Genomic DNA, 21,212 nt, shown 5'->3' with positions numbered 1-21,212 from the left:
GGTGACAATTTTGTCACCTAAATCAGAAAGGAACAGGGTGACAACTTTGTCACCTTAATAAAATCATGGGAGAAATTAAAGCAGGCGTTGTTGTGGTGACAGAATTTTGTCGTCCACATACATCAAAATATCAAGGATACATTGATTACATTAACAGAACAGAAGCAGTCAGAAATGAGAATACAGCTAAATATAATCTGTATCAGGATTACATGGGAAATCCTAAAAAAACAACATCATTGTTTACGGCAGAGAAAAACGAATTAACACTCAAGGAGAAAAATAATTTAAAGGAGATTTTTTCAGAGGCACAAAAAAATGAATCAATCATGTGGCAAACTGTAATATCGTTTGACAATAGATGGCTGAATCAATACGGAATAATAAATGATGACGGAACATTAATAGATGAGGGCAAACTGAAGGAAGTTGCAAGAGGAGCAGTGAGAAGAATGCTTGAAAATGAAAAATTAGAAAATGCTGTTTGGTCAGGTGCAATCCATTTTAATACAGACAATCTTCATATACACGTAGCAACGGTTGAGCCTGTTCCAATGAGAGAAAAGAAAGAGTATGTTCAGTATAACTACAGATATGAAAAAGGGAAGAGAATAAAAGAACCTATCCTTGATGACAAGGGAGAACCTGTTGTTAAGATGGAATATAAAGGAAGATTCAAACAGTCCAGTATTGAGAAGTGTAAAAGTCATGTTGTTAAGGAATTAGTTAATGATAAAGAAAACAACATCAAGATAAACAATATAATTCGAGACAGTATTGTAAATCAAAAGAAGGAGCATCCAATATCTACTGACAAGGAGTTTATAAATAAATTTGAAGAACTTTATAAAATGATGCCGGATGTGAGCAGAAATCTGTGGAATTATAATAATTCGATTATTGCAAAACTAAGGGATAACATAGACGAAATAACAACAATGTACATTGAAAAATATCATGCTAAAGAATATGAGGAACTTCTTGAAAGAATCGAAACACAACAGCAAGTATACAGGACAGCATATGGTGACAGTGGAAAAGATTATAAAAATAATAAACTAAAAGATTTATATACCAGAATGGGAAATGCGGTTCTTAAGGAAATACGAAATTATGACAAAGAGATAAGAAAACTCGAAGAAGAAACAATAAAGGAGATTGGTGAAGAGAACATATTTGAAAATGAAAAAGTTGAAATTGACAGAATCATTGAAGAAGCAAACAGGACAGAATTAAATAACTCAGAAGATTCTTTGGCAGAAGATGTTGACAACTTTATAGAACCGGAAGTTGAAATGGAAGAAGTGTATTATAAATGGAGCAAAAATTATAAACTGGCAAAAAGATTAATACATGATAAAAATCCTAATTATGAAAAAGCAATAAGTTTATTGATTACTGAACACGAAAAGGGAAATCTTCTTGCTACATATGAACTAGGCGAAGTCTATAGAAATGGAAGAGGAAGAAAAATCAGTCAATCCACAGCTGATAAGTATTATGAAAAAGCATTAAAAGGATTTAATTATAAGCTGAAAGGTGGAGAAAAAAATAAACAGTATTTGAATTACAGAATTGGAAAGATGCATTATTATGGCTTAGGCACTGAACAGAATTACGAAAAGGCACTTGAATGTTTTAATAATGCTCCGGACAATGTTTATGCTAAGTACATGCTAGGCAAAATGTTATATTATGGTCAGGCTGTAGAAAAGGATTATGATGCAGCTTATAAGATATTCGTTTCCATTAGTGATGAAAATGCATACGCCTCATATAAGGCTGCAAACATGATTGAGCAGGGAGAGGTTACTGAAAAATACGGTTTCACCCAAAATGAGTTATACGATCAGGCTTTTGTAGGTTTCATGACAATGGAGCAGAAAATGGAAGATGACAATTTGGAATACAGAATCGGAATGATGTACATAAAAGGTCAGGGTGTTGATGAGGATAAAAAGACAGGAATAGAATTTTTGGAAAAATCAGCAGAAGCCAAAAATGTGTATGCAATGAATAAACTCGCACAAATATATATTGAAGAAAATTATCAGGATAAAATACCGGGAGCCATTGAGTACCTGAAAGATGCAGCCGAAAAAGCAAATAACAGTATGGCAATGTATACACTTGGAAATGTATATGCATCAGAAAAATATGGAATGCAGGATTTGGATGAAGCAGTTAAATGGTATCGAATGGCAGAAGACAATGGTAACGAATTTGCTTCCTACAAGTTAGGCAAATTATATATGAATGATAATCAGATTGATAAGGCGATAGAACATTTTGAAAAAAGTGATAACAAATACTCATGGTATAACCTTGGAAAAATTTATATGGATGAGAGTTATGAACAACATGACTTTGTAAAAGGAATCAAGTACCTTGAAAGGTCTGCTGAGGACGGAAATGTTTTTGCACAATATTACGTTGGAAGAGAATATTACAGGGGAGAAAAGATTGAGATAAATATGGAAAAGGCAGAAAGATTTTTAAATATGGCATCAGAGCAGGACAACGAATTTGCTTCCTATATTTTAGGAAAAATTAATTATGAGAGAAAGGATTATGAAAAAGCAGAAAAAGAATTCATGAAGTGTTCCAACGAATATCTAAAACCATATTCAGAGTATTATCTCGGTAAGATGTATTTAGATAAGGATGGTAGTGTGTTTAATGCGCAAAAAGGTATAGCTTATTTAGAACAGTCATTTAAAGATGGAAACAGCTCTGCGGCAGTAACACTTGGAATAACATATCTGGCAGGTAATGTCGTAAATCAGAACAGAACATTGGGAATGGAATGGATTAATAATGCTGCTGAACAGGGAAATGAATTTGCACAGAATTTTTTGAAAAATCAGTATGTTTTAAAAGAACATGGTAGCAGTATCGGATTAACAAGTGCAATGCTGTTAAGTAATGCAGCACAATTTCTTAAGAAGTCAATGAAGAATGAATGGCAGAGAAGACAGAATTTAAGAGAGCATGAAATGTTGATGCAACGAGGAGAAGAGAAAGAATAATTAGAGGTCATTAATGACCCCCTAAGTTGGAATTATCAAAAGCAAGATTAAAGAGACAAAAAAGTTTAGGGGTCATTAATGACCCCCTAAGTTGGAATCATGAAAAGCAAGATTAAAGAGACAAAAAAGTTTAGAGGTCATTAATGACCCCCTAAGTTGGAATCACAAAAAGCGAGATAAAAGAGACAGAAAAGTTTAGAGGTCATTAATGACCCCCTAAGTTGAAATCATGAAAAGCAAGATTAAAGAGACAAAAAAAGTTTAGAGGTCATTAATGACCCCCTAAGTTGGAATCACGAAAAGCGAGATAAAAGAGACAGAAAAAGTTTAGAGGTCATTAATGACCCCTTAGAGTTGAAATCAACAAAAGTAAGATAAAAGAGCATGAAAAAGCAGGTGGTCATTAATGACCACATATTTCGAGAAAATGTAAAAAAGATGTATATAATACATTGACAATATAATAATACAATGATAGTATACGTTATATATTGAACAACATACAAAGGAGATGGAAAGATGAAAACAATTATATTTTTTAATAACAAAGGCGGTGTAGGAAAAACATCAACAGTAAACACAGTATCGCATATGATGGCAGAATATTTTGGAAAGAGAGTTTTGAATATAGACTTAGATCCACAGATGAACTGCTCAATGATGTTTAGTGAAATTAACTTTACTGAAATTTTCGAAGACATATGCAAAGGAAGAAATAGTGGAAATCATATAGGGGTGGAAAAGCTTCTATTAGATAAAGATGCAGACATACATGACTGTATTGTAAAAACGAAATATAAAAATCTTGATATAATACCAAGCTGCCTAACATTATCAAAGGCAGAGGACATAATTAAATCTGATGTGGCATCCCCACAACAATTCAAATTGAAAAACAAACTGGCTCAATTAGATGATGAATATGATTACTGCATAATTGATACAAGCCCTTCACTATCTTTAATAAATATGAATGGTTTAGCAGCCGCAGATGAATTATATATTCCGCTTAAATGCGATGGCGGCTCATTGTTGGGAGTAGGACTTGTTACGAGTGTTTTTGAAACTGTTTCACAATATAACACAGAACTGAAAATAGGCGGAATATTTTTTACACAATGGAATGGAAGAAAGAATGTTTCCAAAGCAGTTTACGAAATCATGAAAAGCAAGTTTGGAAATAATATATTACCTATAACAATTGGAAGCAGCAAAAATATAGAAGAATGTAGTCTTGTTCAAAAACCATTACTTGAATATGATTCAGGAAAAAATAAATGCAAGGTAACGGAAGATTATATAGAACTTACTAAATATATTTTAAAAAGAAATTCATAAAAGAACGGAAGGGTTGTGGAGAAAATTTATTATGATGAAAGTATTTGAAATTTTAGCTTTTTTTTGGAGTGTTGTACTTTTATCCTTAGGATTTATATAAGATTCAAAGATGTACATATATGGCGGATGTTTGGCTTTTATGAGCATTATTATAGTTGAAATGTTGATTTTTATAATAAACTGTTTTTAGGAGAAAATTTATGAATTATTTAGAAAAGATACTTGATAAAATGCCTTACTTTATGTTAGGACTAATGGAAGTAGCAAGTATTATAATTATGATATATGGAATATATCGGTATCGTAAGAAAAATGACAAAGAAGGATTACTCATGGCATTTAAAGCTTCATGGCAAACATTTTTTGTAGATTTAGGATTTCTCGCTATGGTAATTGGCAGTAATACAAATTTGGCGTTAATGGCTTTATATATGTTGTCAATGAATGTGATAATTATATTTACTGTGTTATTATTTATAATGACATTTTAATCGATGAGGATAGAAAAATAAGGGGGTCATTAATGACCGCTAAAGTTAAAAATATGAAGGAGAATAATTATGGGAAAGTTTAGTATAAATTCAATAAGCGGGTTTGGAGAAGAAAACAAAAAGGAAAATACAATTCCAGAAGAGAGATATATGCTTGGTGATGATTTATTGGATGACAAGAGCAGAGACATTGTTAAGCTGAAAATTTCGAATATTGAAAGAAAGAAAATTAAAAAGAATCCAAAAAATAATTACAGCATTGATAATATAGAAGAGTTAAAAGAGTCAATCAAAAACTATGGACTCGCCGAACCAATTAACGTAAGAAGACTTGAAGATGGAAATTATATGTTACTTGGGGGTGAAAGAAGAATCACAGCAATTGATATGTTAATCGCAGATGACACAGTAGAGGATTGGAATGAATATACATTGATTCCATGCGTTGTAAAAGATTTAGATAAAATTAAATTACCACTGTCAGATGAAAACAAGGAAAAATATGCAATCATAACTACAAACAAAGAGGCAAGAAAATATTCTGATGCTGATAAGTATAATGAATTGCAGGCGTGGAAAGAGATAATTGAAGAGTTAAGATTAAAAGGTGTTGAATCAATTACCGGAGAAGATGAAAATGGAGAAGAAAGCAAAGTTCAGATAAAAGGTAGATCAACCAGAGATATACTGACAGAAACAACCGGAATGTCCAGAGGACAAATAAACAAGTTCGAAAAGGTACAGAATAATGCAGATCCTGATTTGCTCAACGCAATGTTGGATGATAACATATCAGTTGGAGTTGCAGAAAAAGCATCGAGTATGTTAAAATCAAGTGAGCAGAAAAAGCTTGCGGAAGAATCAAAACATACAAAAATCAAACCGTCAGATGTTGAAAAGTTCAGGGACAAGGAAGAAACAAAAGAACTTACTTCGGAGCAGTTTGTAGATGATATTGCAAATATAGAAAATGCACTGGCTTCTGGAAAAGTTGTTTTAACGGAGAGAGAAGAAGCAGAGTATCATAAGATTATAAATAAGTTAGAAAAAATAATAGTGAAAGGATAGCCATGCAGAGAACGAGAAAAAATGCAGTTGCATTTTCAGCATACATTACTGAAGAATGCTTAAGGTTGGTAGAATACCTGACAGTCAGGGAAGAATTAACACAGGTTGTATTTATAAGAAAAGCTGTAAGAAATTTTATCAATGGAGATAATCACATAGATCCACGAATTTTAATAAAGGAAAGAACTAATCCAAAATACATAAGGCGTGATGCATTGCTTTGTGGATATATAGATAAAACACAGAAAAAAATACTTGAAGAGATTGCAGAAGAGCAGGGAGCTAATTTCTCACAAGCTTTTTTTCAGGCGTTAGTTAATTATTGTGCTTTACTTATTACGATGGATGACAGCAACATAGAAATAACAAGAAAATAAAATAAATGTTTTGGTTTAGGAAGCAGTTTTGCTTCCTAAATTTTTTAATGTACATAGGAGAATGAAGATATGGGGAAAAAGTATAATCAACTTAGGAGAGAAGACAGAATACAAATAGAAGCTTTGTATGAGTCAGGAATGAAGCCGGTTAAAATAGCTGAACAGTTAGGATATCATTATTCAACGATATATAGAGAAATTAAAAGAGGAAAGACAGTAAGAAGAAATCGTTCTGACTGGTCGGAAAAGAAAATTTACAGCTATGATAAAGGTCAGATTAAATACGAAGAAAATAAACGTAAATGCGGAAGAAAAAGAATAATGCATGAAAAAGATGAAGAATTTATCGAATATGTTGAAATGATGATATCAGATTACCATTATTCACCGGCAGCCATCATGGAAGAAATAAAAAGGGACGGAATGGAATATAAGACAAAGATATGCCTTACAACATTCTATAACTATATTAAAGCAGGTGTCTTTCCAAATGTTGTATTGGCGGATCTTCCATATAGAAGAAAGAAGAAAATCAAACGAAAACAAAAAGTACAGAAAAGATTTAGTAAAGGTACAAGCATCGATAAAAGACCTAAGGAGATAGAAACACGAGAAGAAGTAGGACATTGGGAAATGGATTCTGTTGTTGGAGCTCAGGGAGAAGTAGAGAAAACGCTGCTTGTTTTAACTGAAAGAAAAACAAGAAAGGAAATCATAAGACTTTTAAATAATCATACATCTGAAGAAGTGGTAAAGGCATTAAACAGAATTGAAAGAGATTTAGGCGAAAAGAGATTCAGGGAAACATTTAAAAGTATTACCGTTGATAACGGAACAGAGTTTTCTGACTGGGAAGGAATGGAAAGAAGCAGACGTAACAAAAAACGAAAACGTACTAAAATATATTACTGTCATGCGTACAGAAGCTGTGAAAGAGGTTCTAATGAAAATCTAAACAGAATGATACGAAGGTGGTTTCCAAAAGGAACTAATTTTGATGATGTTTCAAAATCAGAAGTACAAAAAGTTGAAAATTGGATTAATCAATATCCGAGAGAAATATTAGGATGGAAATCATCAGATGAAATGTATAAGTTAGAGCAGGCAATTTAACAATAATAATTAATGATTAATATGTAAAAACAAGAATATAATCCATATAGGGGATAGTTTGGTCTTTTATAATATATAATAAAAACAATATAAGGATTAGAGGGTAAAGATAACTGATTTTTAGATAAATTATTCTGAAAAAAGTTATTTTTTTATTTTGGAAAATTTATTTGCGTTTAAACTTGACATTTACAAAATATTAAAAAAATAAAAAAAGTGCTTGACAATTTTCGCTCAAAAGTATATATTAATAAAGCAGTTTGAAAGCAATGGGATCTTAGCTCAGCTGGGAGAGCATCTGCCTTACAAGCAGGGGGTCACAGGTTCGAGCCCTGTAGGTCCCATTTATAGTTTTCAAATGACAATTTAATAATTAACACTTATGTGTTATTCATTGTGGCGAGATAGCTCAGTTGGCTAGAGCACACGGTTCATACCCGTGGTGTCGAGGGTTCGAATCCCCCTCTCGCTACTTTTTTATTGCCCTAAAATTTTTTTTGTTTTAGGTTTTTTTTTACCAAAACTAAGGGCTTAGATAACTTTTTTCGTTTTTGTACATAATATAATGATTTTATTAAAAAGTGTGGTATAATAAAAGCATCTTTGCGGAAAAATATAATTTAATAGGAGAATACTATGAGAATAGGGATGGGATATGATGTCCATAAATTAGTAGAAAACAGAAAATTAATATTAGGCGGAGTGGAGATTCCATACGAGTACGGACTTCTTGGACATTCAGATGCAGATGTTGTTGTTCATGCAATTATGGACGCTTTACTTGGTGCAGCAGCATTAGGTGATATAGGAAAACATTTCCCTGATACTGATCCGCAGTATAAGGATATTTCAAGTATTAAATTATTGAAGCATGTAGGAAAATTATTAGAAGAAAATAATTATGTAATAGGAAATATTGATGCAACAATTATATGCCAGAAACCGAAACTTGCTCCCTACAGGGAACAGATGGTGAAAAATGTGGCAGATGTATTAAATATTAATGTGAATCAGGTGTGCATAAAAGCAACAACAGAAGAAGGGTTAGGTTTTACAGGGGAAGGACTTGGAATTTCATCACAGGCTATTGTATTGTTAGAGGAGAATATACATAACAGATAGAAGGCAAAATATGAAAGATTATCAATTACACGAAATAAAAATAGAGGACTACAACCAAATAAATGAATATTACAATTTAAGAAGACCGGAGACGGCAGACAGTAATATACTTGATTTGTTCCTTTGGGAGAATTGTTATCCAACATGGTATTTTACAAATGAACATGGATTAATGTGGGTGGCAAAGAGTGAAGATAATCAATACTATTCATCAGTGCCTTGTTGCAGGGAAGAAGACTTGAAAGAATGTTTCCTTGAAACACAGGACTATTTCAACAATGTATTAAAGAAGAAACTAACAATGTACCTTGTTGATAAGAAGGCTCTTGAAACTTTAGATTTGCCGGAAGATGAATATATAGTAATACCTGACAGAACATACTACGATTATGTATATGATGCTGAAAAACTAAGAACTTTCAGTGGCAAAAAATACCACAAGAAGAAAAATCATCTAAATGCCTTTAAGAAAGAATATGAAGGTCGATACTCATTTAAGATTCTAGGTAAAGAAAATGAAAAAGAAATTTTAGAATATTTGGAAAAATGGAAAGAAACAAAAAGTCATGCTGAAGAACATGAGTTTATAGACAGTGAAGCAAAAGGAATCAAATATATTTTGGATAATGAAGAAGTTTTTGATTACAAAATTGGCGGTGTGTATGTAGATGGCAAATTAGAGTCTTTCTGCATAGGAAATTATTATGAACAGGAAGATATGGTTTATCTGCCGGTAGAAAAGGCAAATCCGGAAATAAGAGGACTTTATCAGTATATTTGTAGCCAGTTTTTAATTGAAGCATTTCCACTGGCAGGAAAAGAAAACAGAGAAGACGACATGGGAATTGAGGGACTTAGAAAATCCAAATTATCATATAATCCTATTTATATGGTAGAGAAATACACAATAATTCAGAAGTAGAGAGAGTGGTTATGGTAAGATTACTTGAGAATAATGAAAAAACAAAAATAAGAGATTTGTATGAGCATTGTTTTGAAGAAGATACAAAAGAGTTTGTTGATTACTACTTTGACAAACGAATTCGTGAAAACGAGGTAGTGGTTAATGAAAAGGATGGTGAAATTGTATCTGCTATTCATTTGATTCCAAAAGATGCAGTTGTAGGAAACCTGAAAACAAATGTAACTTACATTTATGCAGTTGCTACATGGGAAAAATATAGAAAAAAAGGATATATAAAAGAAATATTTCAGGACGTTATTTCAAGTATGTTTTTAAATATGGATGTTTTTACATATTTAATTCCATCAAGTCCTGAAAATGCAGAAATATATAGAAAATTCGGTTTCGAATTTGTTATGGACAAGCGGGAAATGATGGAGAAAGAGCATAGAAGAAAGCCAAGCCATTCTGTTATTAGAAGAAAAGCCGAAAAGTCAGATTTAGTAAAGCTATCAATTTTTGCACAGCAGGCAATGGACAGTAACCATCGCATTGCTTTATCAAAAGATTTAGACTATTTTAAGCAAATGCTTGAGTTAGTTGAAGTTGAAAATGGCGAAATAGAGTTGTTTATCCAAAAGAAAGTAATTGTTGGGTACAGAATATTTATAGATGGTGAAATATTAGAAGAAGTGTTAGACAGCAGTTTGCAGACTCTTAGTTGGCAAAGTGATGTTAGAAAACCATACGCAATGGCAAGACTTATTAATATTAGAAAAACATTGAGGTTGTTATCTTTTAAGGATTTTAAAGAAAGAACAATAAGGATTACAGATCCGATTTTAAACGAAAATAATGGATGCTTTAAGATGAATTTCCATCATGGAAGTGTTAAGCTGGACAAAATCGAAAATCAGGAAGATGTAGATTTTGATGTTAGTATTGGAGAACTTACAGCACACATATTTGGCTATAAAAAAATACCAAATTTTCCAACGGTTTGTAAAAAAGACAGCTTTTTCATAAACGATTATGTTTAAGAAAAGTGGTATACTTTAGAAATTGTGGTATTATAAAGAATTGTAGTGTCATAATTAATTAAGTATTTGACTGATAAGATATTAAATTAAAAATATAATGCATATATAGTAATTAGACGAATTTAGTTTGGAGATTAAAATGGGATTTTTAAAATTTTACAAAGAAGAAGTAGAAGTAATAAAGGATAGAGATCCTGCAATAAAAAAAGATATTGAGGCAATATTATATCCAAGTTTTTGGGCAATTTATAATTATAGAAAAGCTCATAAGCTATATTTAAAAGGAAAAGTTTTTAGAGCAAGACGCATATCACAAAGAACAGCCAGAAAGACAGGTATAGAAATTCATCCGGCAGCCCAGATTGGTAAAGGTTTATTTATTGATCATGGTCATGGCGTGGTTATTGGTGAAACTGCAATAATTGGAGAAAATGTTACTTTATATCAGGGAGTTACCCTTGGAGGTACCGGCAAAGAAAAAGGAAAACGTCATCCCACTATAGGCAATAACGTTATGATTGGATCGGGAGCGAAAGTTCTTGGTTCGTTTACAATAGGTGACAACTCAAAAGTTGCAGCAGGCTCTGTTGTATTGGAGGAAGTACCACCAAACTGTACAGTTGTGGGGGTGCCGGGTATTGTGGTAAAACAGGATAATGTTCCGGTTCAGCACAATGATTTAGATCAGGTACACATTCCACATCCTGTACAAAATGAATTAAAGAGATTAAACGATGAAATAGAAAAGTTAAAAAACAAATAGTCTACATAAAGGAGATAATATGAAAATTTACAATACTTTAACAAAGAAAAAAGAAGTTTTTAAACCTATATCAGAAGAACAGGTTGGCATGTATACATGTGGACCTACAGTTTATCATTATGCGCATATTGGAAATCTTCGTAGCTATATTATGGAAGATGTACTTGAAAAAGAGTTGCGTTATGAAGGTTACAACGTAAAGAGAGTTATGAATATTACTGACGTTGGCCATTTATCAAGTGATGCTGATACTGGCGAAGATAAAATGTTAAAGGGTGCAAAAAGAGAACATAAGACAGTTATGGAAATTGCCAAATTCTATACAGATGCATTTTTCTCAGATTGCAAAAAATTAAATATTAAAACTCCTGACGTAGTTGAACCTGCAACAAATTGTATTGATGAATTTATTAATATGATTAAGGTTCTTCTTGAAAAAGATTATGCGTATGTAGCAGGTGGTAATGTATATTTTGATACATCAAAGCTTAAAGAATACTACACATTAACAAGTCATGATGAAGATGAACTTATGGTTGGTGTAAGAGATGATGTAGATGAAGACGAAAACAAGAAAAATAAAACAGACTTTGTATTATGGTTTACAAAATCAAAGTTTGATAATCAAGAGTTAAAATGGGATAGTCCTTGGGGTGTTGGTTACCCTGGATGGCATATTGAATGTTCTTGCATTAGTATTAAACATTTAGGAGAACATTTAGATTTACATTGTGGTGGAATTGATAATATTTTCCCACATCATACAAACGAAATTGCACAGAGTGAGTCATTTTTAGGTCATAAATGGTGCAATTACTGGTTCCATGTACATCATTTAAATGATAAGAGTGGTAAGATGAGTAAGTCAAAGGGAGATTTCCTTACAGTTTCATTATTAGAAAGTAAAGGTTATGATCCTGTTGTGTACAGAATGTTCTGTTTACAGTCTCATTATAGAAAACCACTTCAGTTTAGTTACCAGGTACTTGATTCTGTAGCTGCCGGCTATAAGAAGTTAAGAAACCGTATTGGCAAGCTTACAAATGATGGCGAAATAAATCAGGAATTAGTAAAGGAATACAAAGAAAAGTTCATTGATGTTGTTGGAAATGATTTAAATACAGCTTCAGGTATTACATTAGTATATGATGTATTAAAAGAAGATACTAATGAGGCAACAAAATTAGCTATTATAAATGATTTTGACAAAGTTCTTTCATTAGACCTTACAAAGGGTGCTATTGAAGAAAAGAAAGAAGAAAATATTGACAGCGAATTAGAAACATACATTAATGAAATGATTGCTAAGCGTGCAGAAGCAAAGAAAAACAAAGATTTTGCTACAGCAGACTCAATTAGAGATGAGTTAGCTTCTAAGGGAATTATTTTAAAGGATACACGTGAAGGAACAACTTACCATATTGAAAAGTAAGTTTAGCGAAAATGGAGATAATTCAAAACATGGATTTATTTGAGATAATAAAAAACAAAATGGAGTTAGAGGAGATAACAATTACTGATTATTCTCCTTTGACTTTGGCTTATATAGGTGATGGAATATATGAAATCATCATTAGAACAGTAATTGTTGACGAGGCAAACCGTCAGGTAAACAAAATACATAAGGCAGCTTCTAATCTAGTCAAAGCCCAAACACAGGCAGAAATGATTCATTTAATTATGGATGATTTAACAGAAGAAGAAGTGAAAATCTACAAACGTGGAAGAAATGCCAAGGCAATTACAAGAGCCAAGAATGCATCAATGTCTGATTACAGAGTTGCAACAGGTTTTGAGGCACTAATGGGATGGTTATATTTAACAAAGCAGTCAGACAGAATGATGGAACTTATAAAAATGGCTGTTAGCAGATTTAAGAATAACGAAGAAAATAAGAGAGGTTAATTTTGAGATACGAGGAATTTGTAATAGAGGGACGAAATGCCGTAATTGAAGCTTTCAGAGCCGGGAAAACAGTAGATAAGTTGTTTGTGTTGGAACATTGCAAAGAAGGTTCAATGAACACTGTTTTACGTGAAGCAAAAAAACACGATACGATAATTAATTATGTAAAAAAAGAAAGACTTGATCAAATGTCAGAAACAGGAAAGCATCAGGGAGTTATTGCATATATTGCAGCTTTTGAATATGCAACAGTTGATGATATTTTGAAAAAGGCAGAAGATAAAGGGGAACCACCATTTGTTGTTATTTTAGATGATATTGAAGATCCACATAATTTAGGGGCAATTATCCGTACAGCAAATTTAGCAGGTGCCCATGGTGTAATTATTCCAAAACACAGAGCGGCAGGACTTACGGCAACTGCAGTTAAAGCATCAGCCGGAGCAGTTAGCTACACACCGGTTGCCAAGGTTACAAACATCTCAAAAACAATAGAAGAGTTAAAAGATAAAGGTTTATGGTTTGTGTGTGCAGATATGGGTGGCACAACAATGTACGATTTAGACCTTAAAGGACCTATAGGTTTGGTTGTTGGAAACGAAGGAAAAGGTGTTAGCAGACTTGTAAAAGAAAAATGCGACTTTATTGCATCAATTCCCATGTTCGGAGATATTGATTCATTAAATGCTTCTGTGGCAACAGGAGTTTTGGCGTATGAAATCGTAAGACAGAGAATGAAATAAAAATACAAGCTACTTTCAAATGATTATGAAAGTAGCTTGTATAAATAATAAATAACTGAAATCAAAAAGAGTGCATTAAGTTTTAATGCACTCTTTTTAGCTATAAAGCTGCCTAGGGGACTTGAACCCCCGACCTCCGCCTTACCAAGGCGACGCTCTACCGACTGAGCCAAGGCAGCTTGCCACAACAAATATTAGTATATAAAATTTATATTTTTTAGTCAACAGAATAATTTTCTTTTTGCACAAGTGTGCGTCCTTAATGGAGCACTTTGGGGGAATAAGAAAATGTGGATAAATTTCTTGCTGTATAAAACAGATATGAAATATATTAAAAAAGGTCAAGAAAAAATGTTATATTCATATATTGTAAATAGGATAAATTTTTGATAAAATTTACAAGGAATGATAAATACGTTTCATTGACAAAAATGTTATATGTGATAGTATTAATTGATAGAAACTGAGAAAAGGGGAATACATTATGAACAAGAAAGTTTTATCAGTATTAGTTGACAATACATCAGGTGTATTGAACAGAATAGCAGGCTTATTTAGCAGAAGAGGATACAACATTGACAGCTTAACTGTTGGTGAAACTGAGAATCCACTTTATTCAAGAATGACAATAGTTGTAACAGGTGATGATGACATTCTTGAACAGATTATAAAGCAGATTACTAAATTAGAAGATGTTAAAAGAGTTGATGTTTTAGAACCATCTAATTCAGTAACAAGAGAACTTATTTTAGTTAAGATTAAGACAACACCTGAACAGAGACAGCAGGTTATGGCTATGACTGAAATTTTCAGAGCTAACATCGTAGACGTAGCAAAAGAAAGTGTAATGATTGAAATTACAGGTAGTCAGTCAAAGTTATCAGCGTTTTTAAGCTTATTAGAAGATTACGAAATCTTAGAACTTGTAAGAACAGGTATTACAGGTTTAGCAAGAGGTGTTAAATAAAGTCGATTTAGGAATAGGCTAGGTAAAAAAGATTATTTTATAGTTTAACTATAATAAAATAAAAATATACATATGGAGGCAAAGAAATGTCAGAAGCAAGAATTTTTTATCAGGAAGATTGTAACTTATCATTATTAGATGGAAAGAAGATTGCAATCATCGGTTATGGTAGCCAGGGACATGCACATGCATTAAACTTAAAAGAATCAGGATGTGACGTAATCATCGGATTATATGAAGGAAGTAAGTCATGGGCAAAGGCAGAAAAGCAGGGATTTAAGGTATACACAGCTGCAGAAGCTGCAAAGCAGGCAGACATTATAATGATACTTATAAATGACGAACTACAGGCAGACATGTACAAGAAGGACATTGAACCAAACCTTGAAGCAGGAAACATGTTAATGTTCGCACATGGATTTAACATTCACTTTGGATGCATCAATCCACCAAAGGATGTAGACGTAACAATGGTAGCACCAAAGGCACCTGGTCATACAGTACGTTCAGAATATCAGGAAGGAAAAGGAACACCTTGTTTAGTAGCAGTAGAACAGGATGCAACAGGTAAAGCATTAGACATGGCATTAGCATACGCATTAGGAATTGGCGGAGCAAGAGCCGGAGTTCTTGAAACAACATTCAGAACAGAAACAGAAACAGACTTATTCGGAGAACAGGCTGTACTTTGTGGTGGTGTATGTGCATTAATGCAGGCAGGATTCGAAACATTATGTGAAGCAGGATATGATCCAAGAAACGCATACTTCGAATGTATCCACGAAATGAAATTAATCGTAGACTTAATTTACCAGTCAGGATTTGCAGGAATGAGATACTCAATCTCAAACACAGCAGAATACGGTGATTACATAACAGGACCAAAGATTGTAACAGAAGATACAAAGAAAGCAATGAAGAAAGTTCTTTCAGACATTCAGGACGGAACATTCGCAAAAGAATTCTTACTTGACATGTCACCAGCAGGCCGTCAGGTACACTTCAAGGCAATGAGAAAGTTAGCTTCAGAACATCCATCAGAAAAAGTTGGAGAAGAAATCAGAAAACTTTACAGTTGGAATGACGAAAGCGGCAAATTAATCAACAACTAAGCGAAGGCAATTATTTCAAGCGAACGCTTAAAATAAAACAGAAGCAATCCCAGAATGATGCTTGCATCAGGAAGAGGTTGCTTCTGTTTTATTTTGGCGACGTTCATTTGAAAAATGCGGCTCTTTGTCAAGCATGGGGGTAACCCAAGTTTATAACCAGGTTGTGAATAACATTCATAACCTGGTATTTTTAAATCGAAGTCATTAGAATCCTGTTTCTAAAATTCTCAAAATTTCTAAATCCATAAGCATTTCGCTTAATCACCTTAATCTTATTATTTGTACCTTCAGTAAATCCATTAGAATATGGACAATCAAATGCATTGAGTATGCGTCGGCTCCGCTTGAAATATTTTCTTTTAAATGAAAGCATTTCCTTTTGAATGCGTTTTCTGACATTTTCCAAAGCCCACGTAACGTATCTGACTACGTGAAATCAATCAATAACAATGGTGGCATTAGGAAAAAATGTTTTACACAACAATCACAATGACATCTGCGTTTGGAATAAAAAAGTAATACATTTTTTCCGAGTATTGGAGTATCTTTTATAATTGATTTACGATAGTCGTGAACCTTGTTTGTTATGGCACCACAATTTGGACAAACATGATCACGTCTTTCTAATTTGAAGGAAATACATATATTTTCAGGTGTAGATTCCACATTTGTTATAATTAAGTCTTTTATTTCTAAGATATTTGATATAAAATCATTGTTAGGCATAGGCGACCTCCTTTGTGTTATTTTGTGGTGATTTAATTATAATGGATTTGGGTGTCTATGCCTATTTTTTTATGTAAAAATATAAAGGCTCTAAACTTTCCCCCCAAGTAAAGTTTAGAACCTATATAGATATCAGTTTGCAGGGGATTAGTAAAATATTTTTAAATTGTTCATAGACATTGGTGTCTAGTGAAAGATATTTGGTATTTCTCGCTTTACATCGTGTTCTTACATTCCTAAATAGAGTAACCTGTAAGTGTGAGGGAGGAGTAAACTGGATTCGAAGAAAATAGGATTATTTTTAGAACAACTTCGGAAGGCAAAGGGAATGTGTACATAAGCAGTTTTTTGAATATTAATATTGACAGATGCCATGTGAAGTTGGACTTGACAATATAGGAAGGAAAGATTACTATGAAATTATAATCAGTAACAGAGAGCGGAAAAAAGATAATGGAGTATTAGTCAAAATACTATAAAATTTTATTGGTCAATTAAGCATACTAATACAATAAATATATGTATATTCACGGAATACAAAAAGCATAAATAATATGTACGAACATGTGCTATAATAATTATTCAAAAAGTATGCGAAATTTATTGATAAAAACAAAATATAAAATCAAATTATTTTTGTTGAGATTCATATATGGAGAAATAAAAATGGCGGATTTGTAAATAGTTGGAGTTGTCAATTATAAATGACAAGATGACAGAACTAGGATGTCAAATATGAGAAAAAGGGGGTTTTTACCATAGAGAATTCACAAAAATATTATATATTACTATTAAATTTATGGTGTATAAGTAGGTAAATATGAGTAAATTTGCAAAGCATTTAATAGTTGGTATGTTAACGATGCTGTTTCTTAGTTTTACGGTCACGATTTATGCAGAAGAGCACGATTTGGTAATGTATGATTATGTTAATAAGACAGAATATCAATATTCTTCGCAAATAGATTTCGACGTAACAGAGAAAACAAAAGTGGCAGAAAAAAATAGTGAAAAAGTTGCATTAGAATATAGGAGGAATGTTGAATGAATAAAAAAAGAATAGTATACTTACTGTTAATTGTAATGTTTTGTCAATTAGTTAGTATACAAGAAAGTAGTGCTGCAACAAAAGATAAAGAAATAGGATTTTCAACTAAAAAAATAACTGTTACAGAGGGAAAGAAAATCAATATAAGATTAAAAAAAACAACAAAAAAGTTAAATGGAAAGTAACAAATAAAAAAGTAGTTAAATTAATAAGAAAAAAAGGAAAAAGAAACAATATAATTACGATAAAAGGTAAAAAAAAGGGGACATGTAGGATAACGGCTAAGTGTGGGAAAAAGAAATATAGTATTAAAGTTATAGTAAAACCAAAGGAAGCAAACATTAGTAATAGCAACAAAAAGATTGAAGCAAAAGTGGTAAAAAATGTTATTTCGAAAACAGATGATTTAGAGATAATAGTTAAAAATATAGGAAAAGAAACATACTATATTAGTCACGAACCGGGCAGATTAGAAAGAAAGGAAGGTAGTAATTATGTTGAATTAAAATTGAAAAATAATGTAAATTGGATAGAAACTGCCTTGATTTTATGCAGTGGTCAGGAGAAGAAAATAAATATTCCGATTAATGCATATTACGAGAGTGTAACTTCAGGCAACTATAGATACACTAAAAAAATTGGTAAAGAAAATGTAAGTGTTGAATTCAAAATAGATTAATTGGTAACTGTGTGTGAAATATACGAGAAGAAGACTTGGCAGAATATTCAAATTTGTTCCCTAAATATTTATAGGAAACAGAGAGGCTCTTTGTCAAGCATGGGGGTAACCCAAGTTTATAACCAGGTTGTGAATAACATTCATAACCTGGTATTTTTTATGCTATTCAGGCAAACGGCCTTCGTACATAATGCTCAATTCTCCATACACCTGAGCCCAGTTTCTTAAGGTCGTTGTCCATTTTTTCGTTGCTTCAAAGGTTGAAAGGTACAGTGCTTTCAGCAATGCCTTATCACTTGGAAATACACTTCTCTGACGATTAAGTTTCCTGTATGTTGAATTTAAACTTTCAATGGCATTGGTTGTATATATTACTTTTCGTACAGTATCTGAAAATTTAAAAATAGGCGATATCACATCCCAGTTGTCCTTCCATCTTTTCATGGAGTTCGGATACTTCGGAGTCCATTTCTCAGTTACCCTGTCTAATGCTTCGAGAGCCTTTTCTTCATTAACTGCCTGATATATTGTCTTAAGGTCTTTCGCAAAGGCTTTTCTGTCTTTGTCGGGTACATATTTAAGAGTATTTCTCACCTGATGAACTATGCACCTTTGATATTCTGTGTTTGGGAAAGCTGCCGATATGGCTTCCTTTATGCCACTTAAACCATCGGCACATATAACAAGAATGTCTTTTACACCTCGGTTTTTTAATTCATTCAATACAGACAACCAGTATTTAGAGCTTTCATTATCTCCAACACTTATGCTTAATACATCCTTTTTTCCATCCACTGTAATTCCAAGAATTACATAAGCAGCAAGTTTTCTTATTATTCCCTCATCCCTTACAGAATAATGAATGGCATCAATGTAAACAACAGGATAAACGTCATCTAATGGTCGGTTTTGCCAGTCCTCGATTTGTGGCATTATTTTATCAGTCACATCAGAAATAAATCCTTCTGATGTTTCAAATCCATAAATATCCTCAATTGTGTCGGAAATCTGTCGTGTTGTCATTCCCTTTGCGTACATTGAGATTATTTTCTGGTCAATGTCTGAAATGTCTTTCTGACGTTTCTTTACAATCTGTGGTTCAAAAGTAGAACGACGGTCCTGTGGAACATCGATTTCCATGGAACCATAACTGCTGTTGACACGTTTTGACTTGTAACCGTTTCGATAATCATCGGATTCTGAACGTTGTGATTTTGAATAACCCAAATGGTCATCCATTTCAGCTTCCATCATTTCCTTGATTGTGCCTCCAAGAAGATCTTTTAATGCATCCTGGATGTCTTCAGCTGTCTGAATGTCATATTCATCCAATAGCTGGTGGATGATGGCACGTTTGCCATCAGTCATTTGTACCTTGTGTACTTTTTTTCTTTCTCTTGCCATAATTAAGGCCTCCTATAATAATAAATTTTATCATAGAAGGCCTATTAATTATATTTAAATATTTAATTTACAGAAAAACTTTCACACTCTCGAATAACATTCATAACCTGGTATTTTTAAATCGAAGTCATTAGAATCCTGTTTCTAAAATTCTCAAAATTTCTAAATCCATAGGCATTTCGCTTAATCACCTTAATCTTATTATTTGTACCTTCAGTAAATCCATTAGAATATGGACAATCAAATGCATTGAGTATGCGTCGGCTCCGCTTGAAATATTTTCTTTTAAATGGAAGCATTTCCTTTTGAATGCGTTTCCTGACATTCTCCAAAGCCCACGTAACATCGATTGTGCTAGCACAAAGAAAACTCTCTTTTTCCATTCCATATATCCTCCAAATAACGTATAATATTATTTATACGAAAAGGAGCATATCTATGAAATTAAAAAACGTATTAATCACAGTAAGCGATATAGAAGAATCTAAAAAGTTTTACCATGACTTATTTGGTTTAGATGTTATTTTAGACACAGACGGAAATATAATTTTAACCGAAGGTCTTGTTCTTCAGGATATAAATATTTGGAAAGAAGCTTTGAATGGTGATGTGATTTTGCAAAATAATGCAAGTGAACTATATTTTGAAGAAACTAATATAGAAAATTTTGTGGATAATTTAAAACAAAAATATCCTAACATTAAGTTTGTAAATGAACTTACAACTTTTAACTGGGGACAAAAGATGGTAAGGTTTTATGATTTAGACGGAAATTTAATTGAAGTGAGAACACCAATGTAGGTAGGTTTTAATAATTTGAAATTAAGAAGATTGAAAGGAGTAGCAAAATGAGTGAAGTATTAAAAGAAATGAAGGAAAGAAGAAGTATTCGTAAGTACAAAAGTGAAATGGTTCCACAGGATGTACTTGATAAGATTATAGAAGCCGGTTTATATGCAGCTAGTGGAAAAGGCACACAAAATACAATAATTATTCAGGTAACTAAAAAAGAACTTAGAGATGAAATTGCTGAAATGAATAGAAAAATTGGCGGTTGGGAAGAAGGTTTTGATCCTTTTTATGGTGCACCTGCAATGTTAATTGTTTTGGCAAAGAAAGACTGGCCTACAGGAATTTATGATGGAAGTTTGGTTATGGGTAATCTAATGCTTGCAGCACATGATTTAGGTATTGGAAGTTGCTGGATACATCGTGCAAAAGAAGAATTTGAAACACAGTGGGGAAAGGAATTGCTTAAATCACTTGGAATTGAAGATGAATACGAAGGTATAGGTCATTGTGCTTTAGGTTATGTTGATGGAGAATATCCTAATACACCGGAGAGAAAAGAAAATAGAGTTTATTATATAAGATAGAGAGAAA

23 protein-coding genes, 3 tRNA genes and 1 pseudogene are annotated in these 21,212 nt (G+C 32.6%); 22 read left to right on the top strand and 5 right to left on the bottom strand.

All coding sequences use genetic code 11. From position 1 onward, the window contains the following. Positions 1-65: 65 nt before the first annotated feature. From mobP2 to rlmB, 15 genes are all read left to right on the top strand, one after another. Complete coding sequence (mobP2, locus tag ACQY63_RS03700; protein WP_428244745.1) at positions 66-3,029, top strand: MobP2 family relaxase; 2,964 nt, start codon at positions 66-68, stop codon at positions 3,027-3,029. A gap of 519 nt (positions 3,030-3,548) precedes the next feature. Continuing rightward, complete coding sequence (locus ACQY63_RS03695; protein WP_428244744.1) at positions 3,549-4,367, top strand: ParA family protein; 819 nt, start codon at positions 3,549-3,551, stop codon at positions 4,365-4,367. Between the two features lie 200 nt (positions 4,368-4,567). Further along, positions 4,568-4,858, top strand: a complete 291-nt coding sequence (locus ACQY63_RS03690) for a hypothetical protein (protein ID WP_428244743.1) — start codon at positions 4,568-4,570, stop codon at positions 4,856-4,858. Positions 4,859-4,927: 69 nt separating this feature from the next. Continuing rightward, positions 4,928-5,926, top strand: coding sequence for a ParB/RepB/Spo0J family partition protein (locus tag ACQY63_RS03685; protein ID WP_428244742.1), 999 nt, complete (start codon positions 4,928-4,930; stop codon positions 5,924-5,926). A 2-nt stretch (positions 5,927-5,928) separates the two neighbouring features. Next, a complete protein-coding gene (locus tag ACQY63_RS03680; RefSeq protein ID WP_428244741.1) occupies positions 5,929-6,303 on the top strand; it encodes a hypothetical protein in 375 nt (124 codons plus the stop codon). 69 nt (positions 6,304-6,372) lie between these two features. Then, on the top strand, positions 6,373-7,416 hold the full coding sequence (locus ACQY63_RS03675; RefSeq protein WP_428244740.1) for an IS30 family transposase: 1,044 nt from the start codon (positions 6,373-6,375) through the stop codon (positions 7,414-7,416). Between the two features lie 271 nt (positions 7,417-7,687). Then, a tRNA-Val gene (locus ACQY63_RS03670) sits at positions 7,688-7,760 on the top strand. A 54-nt stretch (positions 7,761-7,814) separates the two neighbouring features. Next, positions 7,815-7,888 (top strand) — tRNA-Met (locus ACQY63_RS03665). Positions 7,889-8,052: 164 nt separating this feature from the next. Beyond that, positions 8,053-8,538 (top strand): 2-C-methyl-D-erythritol 2,4-cyclodiphosphate synthase, encoded by a 486-nt coding sequence (ispF, locus tag ACQY63_RS03660; RefSeq protein ID WP_022164866.1) that lies wholly within the window; start codon positions 8,053-8,055, stop codon positions 8,536-8,538. 10 nt (positions 8,539-8,548) lie between these two features. Then, complete coding sequence (locus tag ACQY63_RS03655; protein WP_428244739.1) at positions 8,549-9,460, top strand: DUF2156 domain-containing protein; 912 nt, start codon at positions 8,549-8,551, stop codon at positions 9,458-9,460. Between the two features lie 11 nt (positions 9,461-9,471). Continuing rightward, on the top strand, positions 9,472-10,482 hold the full coding sequence (locus ACQY63_RS03650) for a GNAT family N-acetyltransferase (protein WP_428244738.1): 1,011 nt from the start codon (positions 9,472-9,474) through the stop codon (positions 10,480-10,482). Positions 10,483-10,621: 139 nt separating this feature from the next. After that, on the top strand, positions 10,622-11,245 hold the full coding sequence (gene cysE / locus ACQY63_RS03645) for a serine O-acetyltransferase (protein ID WP_022164863.1): 624 nt from the start codon (positions 10,622-10,624) through the stop codon (positions 11,243-11,245). A gap of 19 nt (positions 11,246-11,264) precedes the next feature. Then, the gene (gene cysS, locus ACQY63_RS03640; RefSeq protein ID WP_117998982.1) at positions 11,265-12,677 is read left to right on the top strand and encodes a cysteine--tRNA ligase; all 1,413 of its coding nucleotides are present in this window, start codon (positions 11,265-11,267) and stop codon (positions 12,675-12,677) included. A gap of 29 nt (positions 12,678-12,706) precedes the next feature. After that, complete coding sequence (locus tag ACQY63_RS03635) at positions 12,707-13,150, top strand: Mini-ribonuclease 3 (RefSeq protein WP_022164861.1); 444 nt, start codon at positions 12,707-12,709, stop codon at positions 13,148-13,150. A gap of 2 nt (positions 13,151-13,152) precedes the next feature. Further along, on the top strand, positions 13,153-13,893 hold the full coding sequence (gene rlmB / locus ACQY63_RS03630; protein WP_022164860.1) for a 23S rRNA (guanosine(2251)-2'-O)-methyltransferase RlmB: 741 nt from the start codon (positions 13,153-13,155) through the stop codon (positions 13,891-13,893). Between the two features lie 106 nt (positions 13,894-13,999). Here the strand turns inward: rlmB and ACQY63_RS03625 are convergent. Beyond that, a tRNA-Thr gene (locus tag ACQY63_RS03625) sits at positions 14,000-14,072 on the bottom strand. Positions 14,073-14,377: 305 nt separating this feature from the next. Between ACQY63_RS03625 and ilvN the strand changes: the two genes are divergently transcribed. Together ilvN and ilvC are read left to right on the top strand one after the other, a co-directional pair. Continuing rightward, entirely contained in the window at positions 14,378-14,860 is a 483-nt protein-coding gene (ilvN, locus tag ACQY63_RS03620; RefSeq protein WP_022164859.1) for an acetolactate synthase small subunit, read from the top strand. Positions 14,861-14,946: 86 nt separating this feature from the next. Then, on the top strand, positions 14,947-15,972 hold the full coding sequence (gene ilvC, locus ACQY63_RS03615) for a ketol-acid reductoisomerase (protein WP_301956466.1): 1,026 nt from the start codon (positions 14,947-14,949) through the stop codon (positions 15,970-15,972). A gap of 190 nt (positions 15,973-16,162) precedes the next feature. On the opposite strand, the gene ACQY63_RS03610 is transcribed toward ilvC, so the two are convergent. Further along, complete coding sequence (locus ACQY63_RS03610; protein ID WP_412334651.1) at positions 16,163-16,378, bottom strand: transposase; 216 nt, start codon at positions 16,376-16,378, stop codon at positions 16,163-16,165. A gap of 20 nt (positions 16,379-16,398) precedes the next feature. Next, complete coding sequence (locus tag ACQY63_RS03605) at positions 16,399-16,698, bottom strand: transposase family protein (RefSeq protein WP_428244737.1); 300 nt, start codon at positions 16,696-16,698, stop codon at positions 16,399-16,401. Positions 16,699-17,518: 820 nt separating this feature from the next. Here ACQY63_RS03605 and ACQY63_RS03600 point away from each other — a divergent pair. The 3 genes from ACQY63_RS03600 to ACQY63_RS03590 are packed head-to-tail and all read left to right on the top strand — an operon-like array spanning position 17,519 to position 18,425. Further along, on the top strand, positions 17,519-17,746 hold the full coding sequence (locus tag ACQY63_RS03600) for a hypothetical protein (RefSeq protein WP_022164940.1): 228 nt from the start codon (positions 17,519-17,521) through the stop codon (positions 17,744-17,746). Beyond that, positions 17,743-17,931, top strand: coding sequence for a hypothetical protein (locus ACQY63_RS03595; protein WP_428244736.1), 189 nt, complete (start codon positions 17,743-17,745; stop codon positions 17,929-17,931). Before ACQY63_RS03600 ends, ACQY63_RS03595 begins: the two co-directional genes overlap by 4 nt. Beyond that, positions 17,895-18,425 carry an immunoglobulin-like domain-containing protein gene (locus tag ACQY63_RS03590; protein WP_428245276.1) on the top strand — a complete coding sequence of 177 codons (531 nt, stop codon included), beginning with the start codon at positions 17,895-17,897 and terminating at the stop codon, positions 18,423-18,425. Before ACQY63_RS03595 ends, ACQY63_RS03590 begins: the two co-directional genes overlap by 37 nt. Before the next feature lie 162 nt (positions 18,426-18,587). Here the strand turns inward: ACQY63_RS03590 and ACQY63_RS03585 are convergent, their stop codons facing one another. Next, on the bottom strand, positions 18,588-19,829 hold the full coding sequence (locus ACQY63_RS03585) for an IS256 family transposase (protein ID WP_428244735.1): 1,242 nt from the start codon (positions 19,827-19,829) through the stop codon (positions 18,588-18,590). A gap of 116 nt (positions 19,830-19,945) precedes the next feature. Further along, a pseudogene (locus ACQY63_RS03580) lies at positions 19,946-20,086 on the bottom strand (transposase); the annotation flags it as partial. 181 nt (positions 20,087-20,267) lie between these two features. Here ACQY63_RS03580 and ACQY63_RS03575 point away from each other — a divergent pair. Next, a complete protein-coding gene (locus ACQY63_RS03575) occupies positions 20,268-20,630 on the top strand; it encodes a VOC family protein (RefSeq protein WP_118436369.1) in 363 nt (120 codons plus the stop codon). A 47-nt stretch (positions 20,631-20,677) separates the two neighbouring features. Further along, entirely contained in the window at positions 20,678-21,205 is a 528-nt protein-coding gene (locus ACQY63_RS03570) for a nitroreductase (RefSeq protein ID WP_022164929.1), read from the top strand. The last annotated feature ends 7 nt before the right edge of the window (positions 21,206-21,212 follow it).

Origin of the sequence: Eubacterium sp. Marseille-QA0814 (assembly GCF_965119675.1) — a bacterium.
In the GTDB taxonomy this organism is placed as follows: domain Bacteria; phylum Bacillota; class Clostridia; order Lachnospirales; family Lachnospiraceae; genus Eubacterium_G.
The sequence above is the reverse complement of the archived record's forward strand: the minus strand, read 5'-3'. Positions and strand labels throughout refer to the sequence as shown.

Excerpts from the sequence above, each read along its gene's own strand:
- mobP2 (WP_428244745.1), top strand. The coding sequence starts at position 66 with ATGGGAGAAATTAAAGCAGGCGTTGTTGTGGTGACAGAATTTTGTCGT.
- ACQY63_RS03695 (WP_428244744.1), top strand. The coding sequence starts at position 3,549 with ATGAAAACAATTATATTTTTTAATAACAAAGGCGGTGTAGGAAAAACA.
- ACQY63_RS03690 (WP_428244743.1), top strand. The coding sequence starts at position 4,568 with ATGAATTATTTAGAAAAGATACTTGATAAAATGCCTTACTTTATGTTA.
- ACQY63_RS03685 (WP_428244742.1), top strand. The coding sequence starts at position 4,928 with ATGGGAAAGTTTAGTATAAATTCAATAAGCGGGTTTGGAGAAGAAAAC.
- ACQY63_RS03680 (WP_428244741.1), top strand. The coding sequence starts at position 5,929 with ATGCAGAGAACGAGAAAAAATGCAGTTGCATTTTCAGCATACATTACT.
- ACQY63_RS03675 (WP_428244740.1), top strand. The coding sequence starts at position 6,373 with ATGGGGAAAAAGTATAATCAACTTAGGAGAGAAGACAGAATACAAATA.
- ispF (WP_022164866.1), top strand. The coding sequence starts at position 8,053 with ATGAGAATAGGGATGGGATATGATGTCCATAAATTAGTAGAAAACAGA.
- ACQY63_RS03655 (WP_428244739.1), top strand. The coding sequence starts at position 8,549 with ATGAAAGATTATCAATTACACGAAATAAAAATAGAGGACTACAACCAA.
- ACQY63_RS03650 (WP_428244738.1), top strand. The coding sequence starts at position 9,472 with ATGGTAAGATTACTTGAGAATAATGAAAAAACAAAAATAAGAGATTTG.
- cysE (WP_022164863.1), top strand. The coding sequence starts at position 10,622 with ATGGGATTTTTAAAATTTTACAAAGAAGAAGTAGAAGTAATAAAGGAT.
- cysS (WP_117998982.1), top strand. The coding sequence starts at position 11,265 with ATGAAAATTTACAATACTTTAACAAAGAAAAAAGAAGTTTTTAAACCT.
- ACQY63_RS03635 (WP_022164861.1), top strand. The coding sequence starts at position 12,707 with ATGGATTTATTTGAGATAATAAAAAACAAAATGGAGTTAGAGGAGATA.
- ilvN (WP_022164859.1), top strand. The coding sequence starts at position 14,378 with ATGAACAAGAAAGTTTTATCAGTATTAGTTGACAATACATCAGGTGTA.
- ilvC (WP_301956466.1), top strand. The coding sequence starts at position 14,947 with ATGTCAGAAGCAAGAATTTTTTATCAGGAAGATTGTAACTTATCATTA.
- ACQY63_RS03605 (WP_428244737.1), bottom strand. The coding sequence starts at position 16,698 with ATGCCTAACAATGATTTTATATCAAATATCTTAGAAATAAAAGACTTA.
- ACQY63_RS03600 (WP_022164940.1), top strand. The coding sequence starts at position 17,519 with ATGAGTAAATTTGCAAAGCATTTAATAGTTGGTATGTTAACGATGCTG.
- ACQY63_RS03595 (WP_428244736.1), top strand. The coding sequence starts at position 17,743 with ATGAATAAAAAAAGAATAGTATACTTACTGTTAATTGTAATGTTTTGT.
- ACQY63_RS03585 (WP_428244735.1), bottom strand. The coding sequence starts at position 19,829 with ATGGCAAGAGAAAGAAAAAAAGTACACAAGGTACAAATGACTGATGGC.
- ACQY63_RS03575 (WP_118436369.1), top strand. The coding sequence starts at position 20,268 with ATGAAATTAAAAAACGTATTAATCACAGTAAGCGATATAGAAGAATCT.
- ACQY63_RS03570 (WP_022164929.1), top strand. The coding sequence starts at position 20,678 with ATGAGTGAAGTATTAAAAGAAATGAAGGAAAGAAGAAGTATTCGTAAG.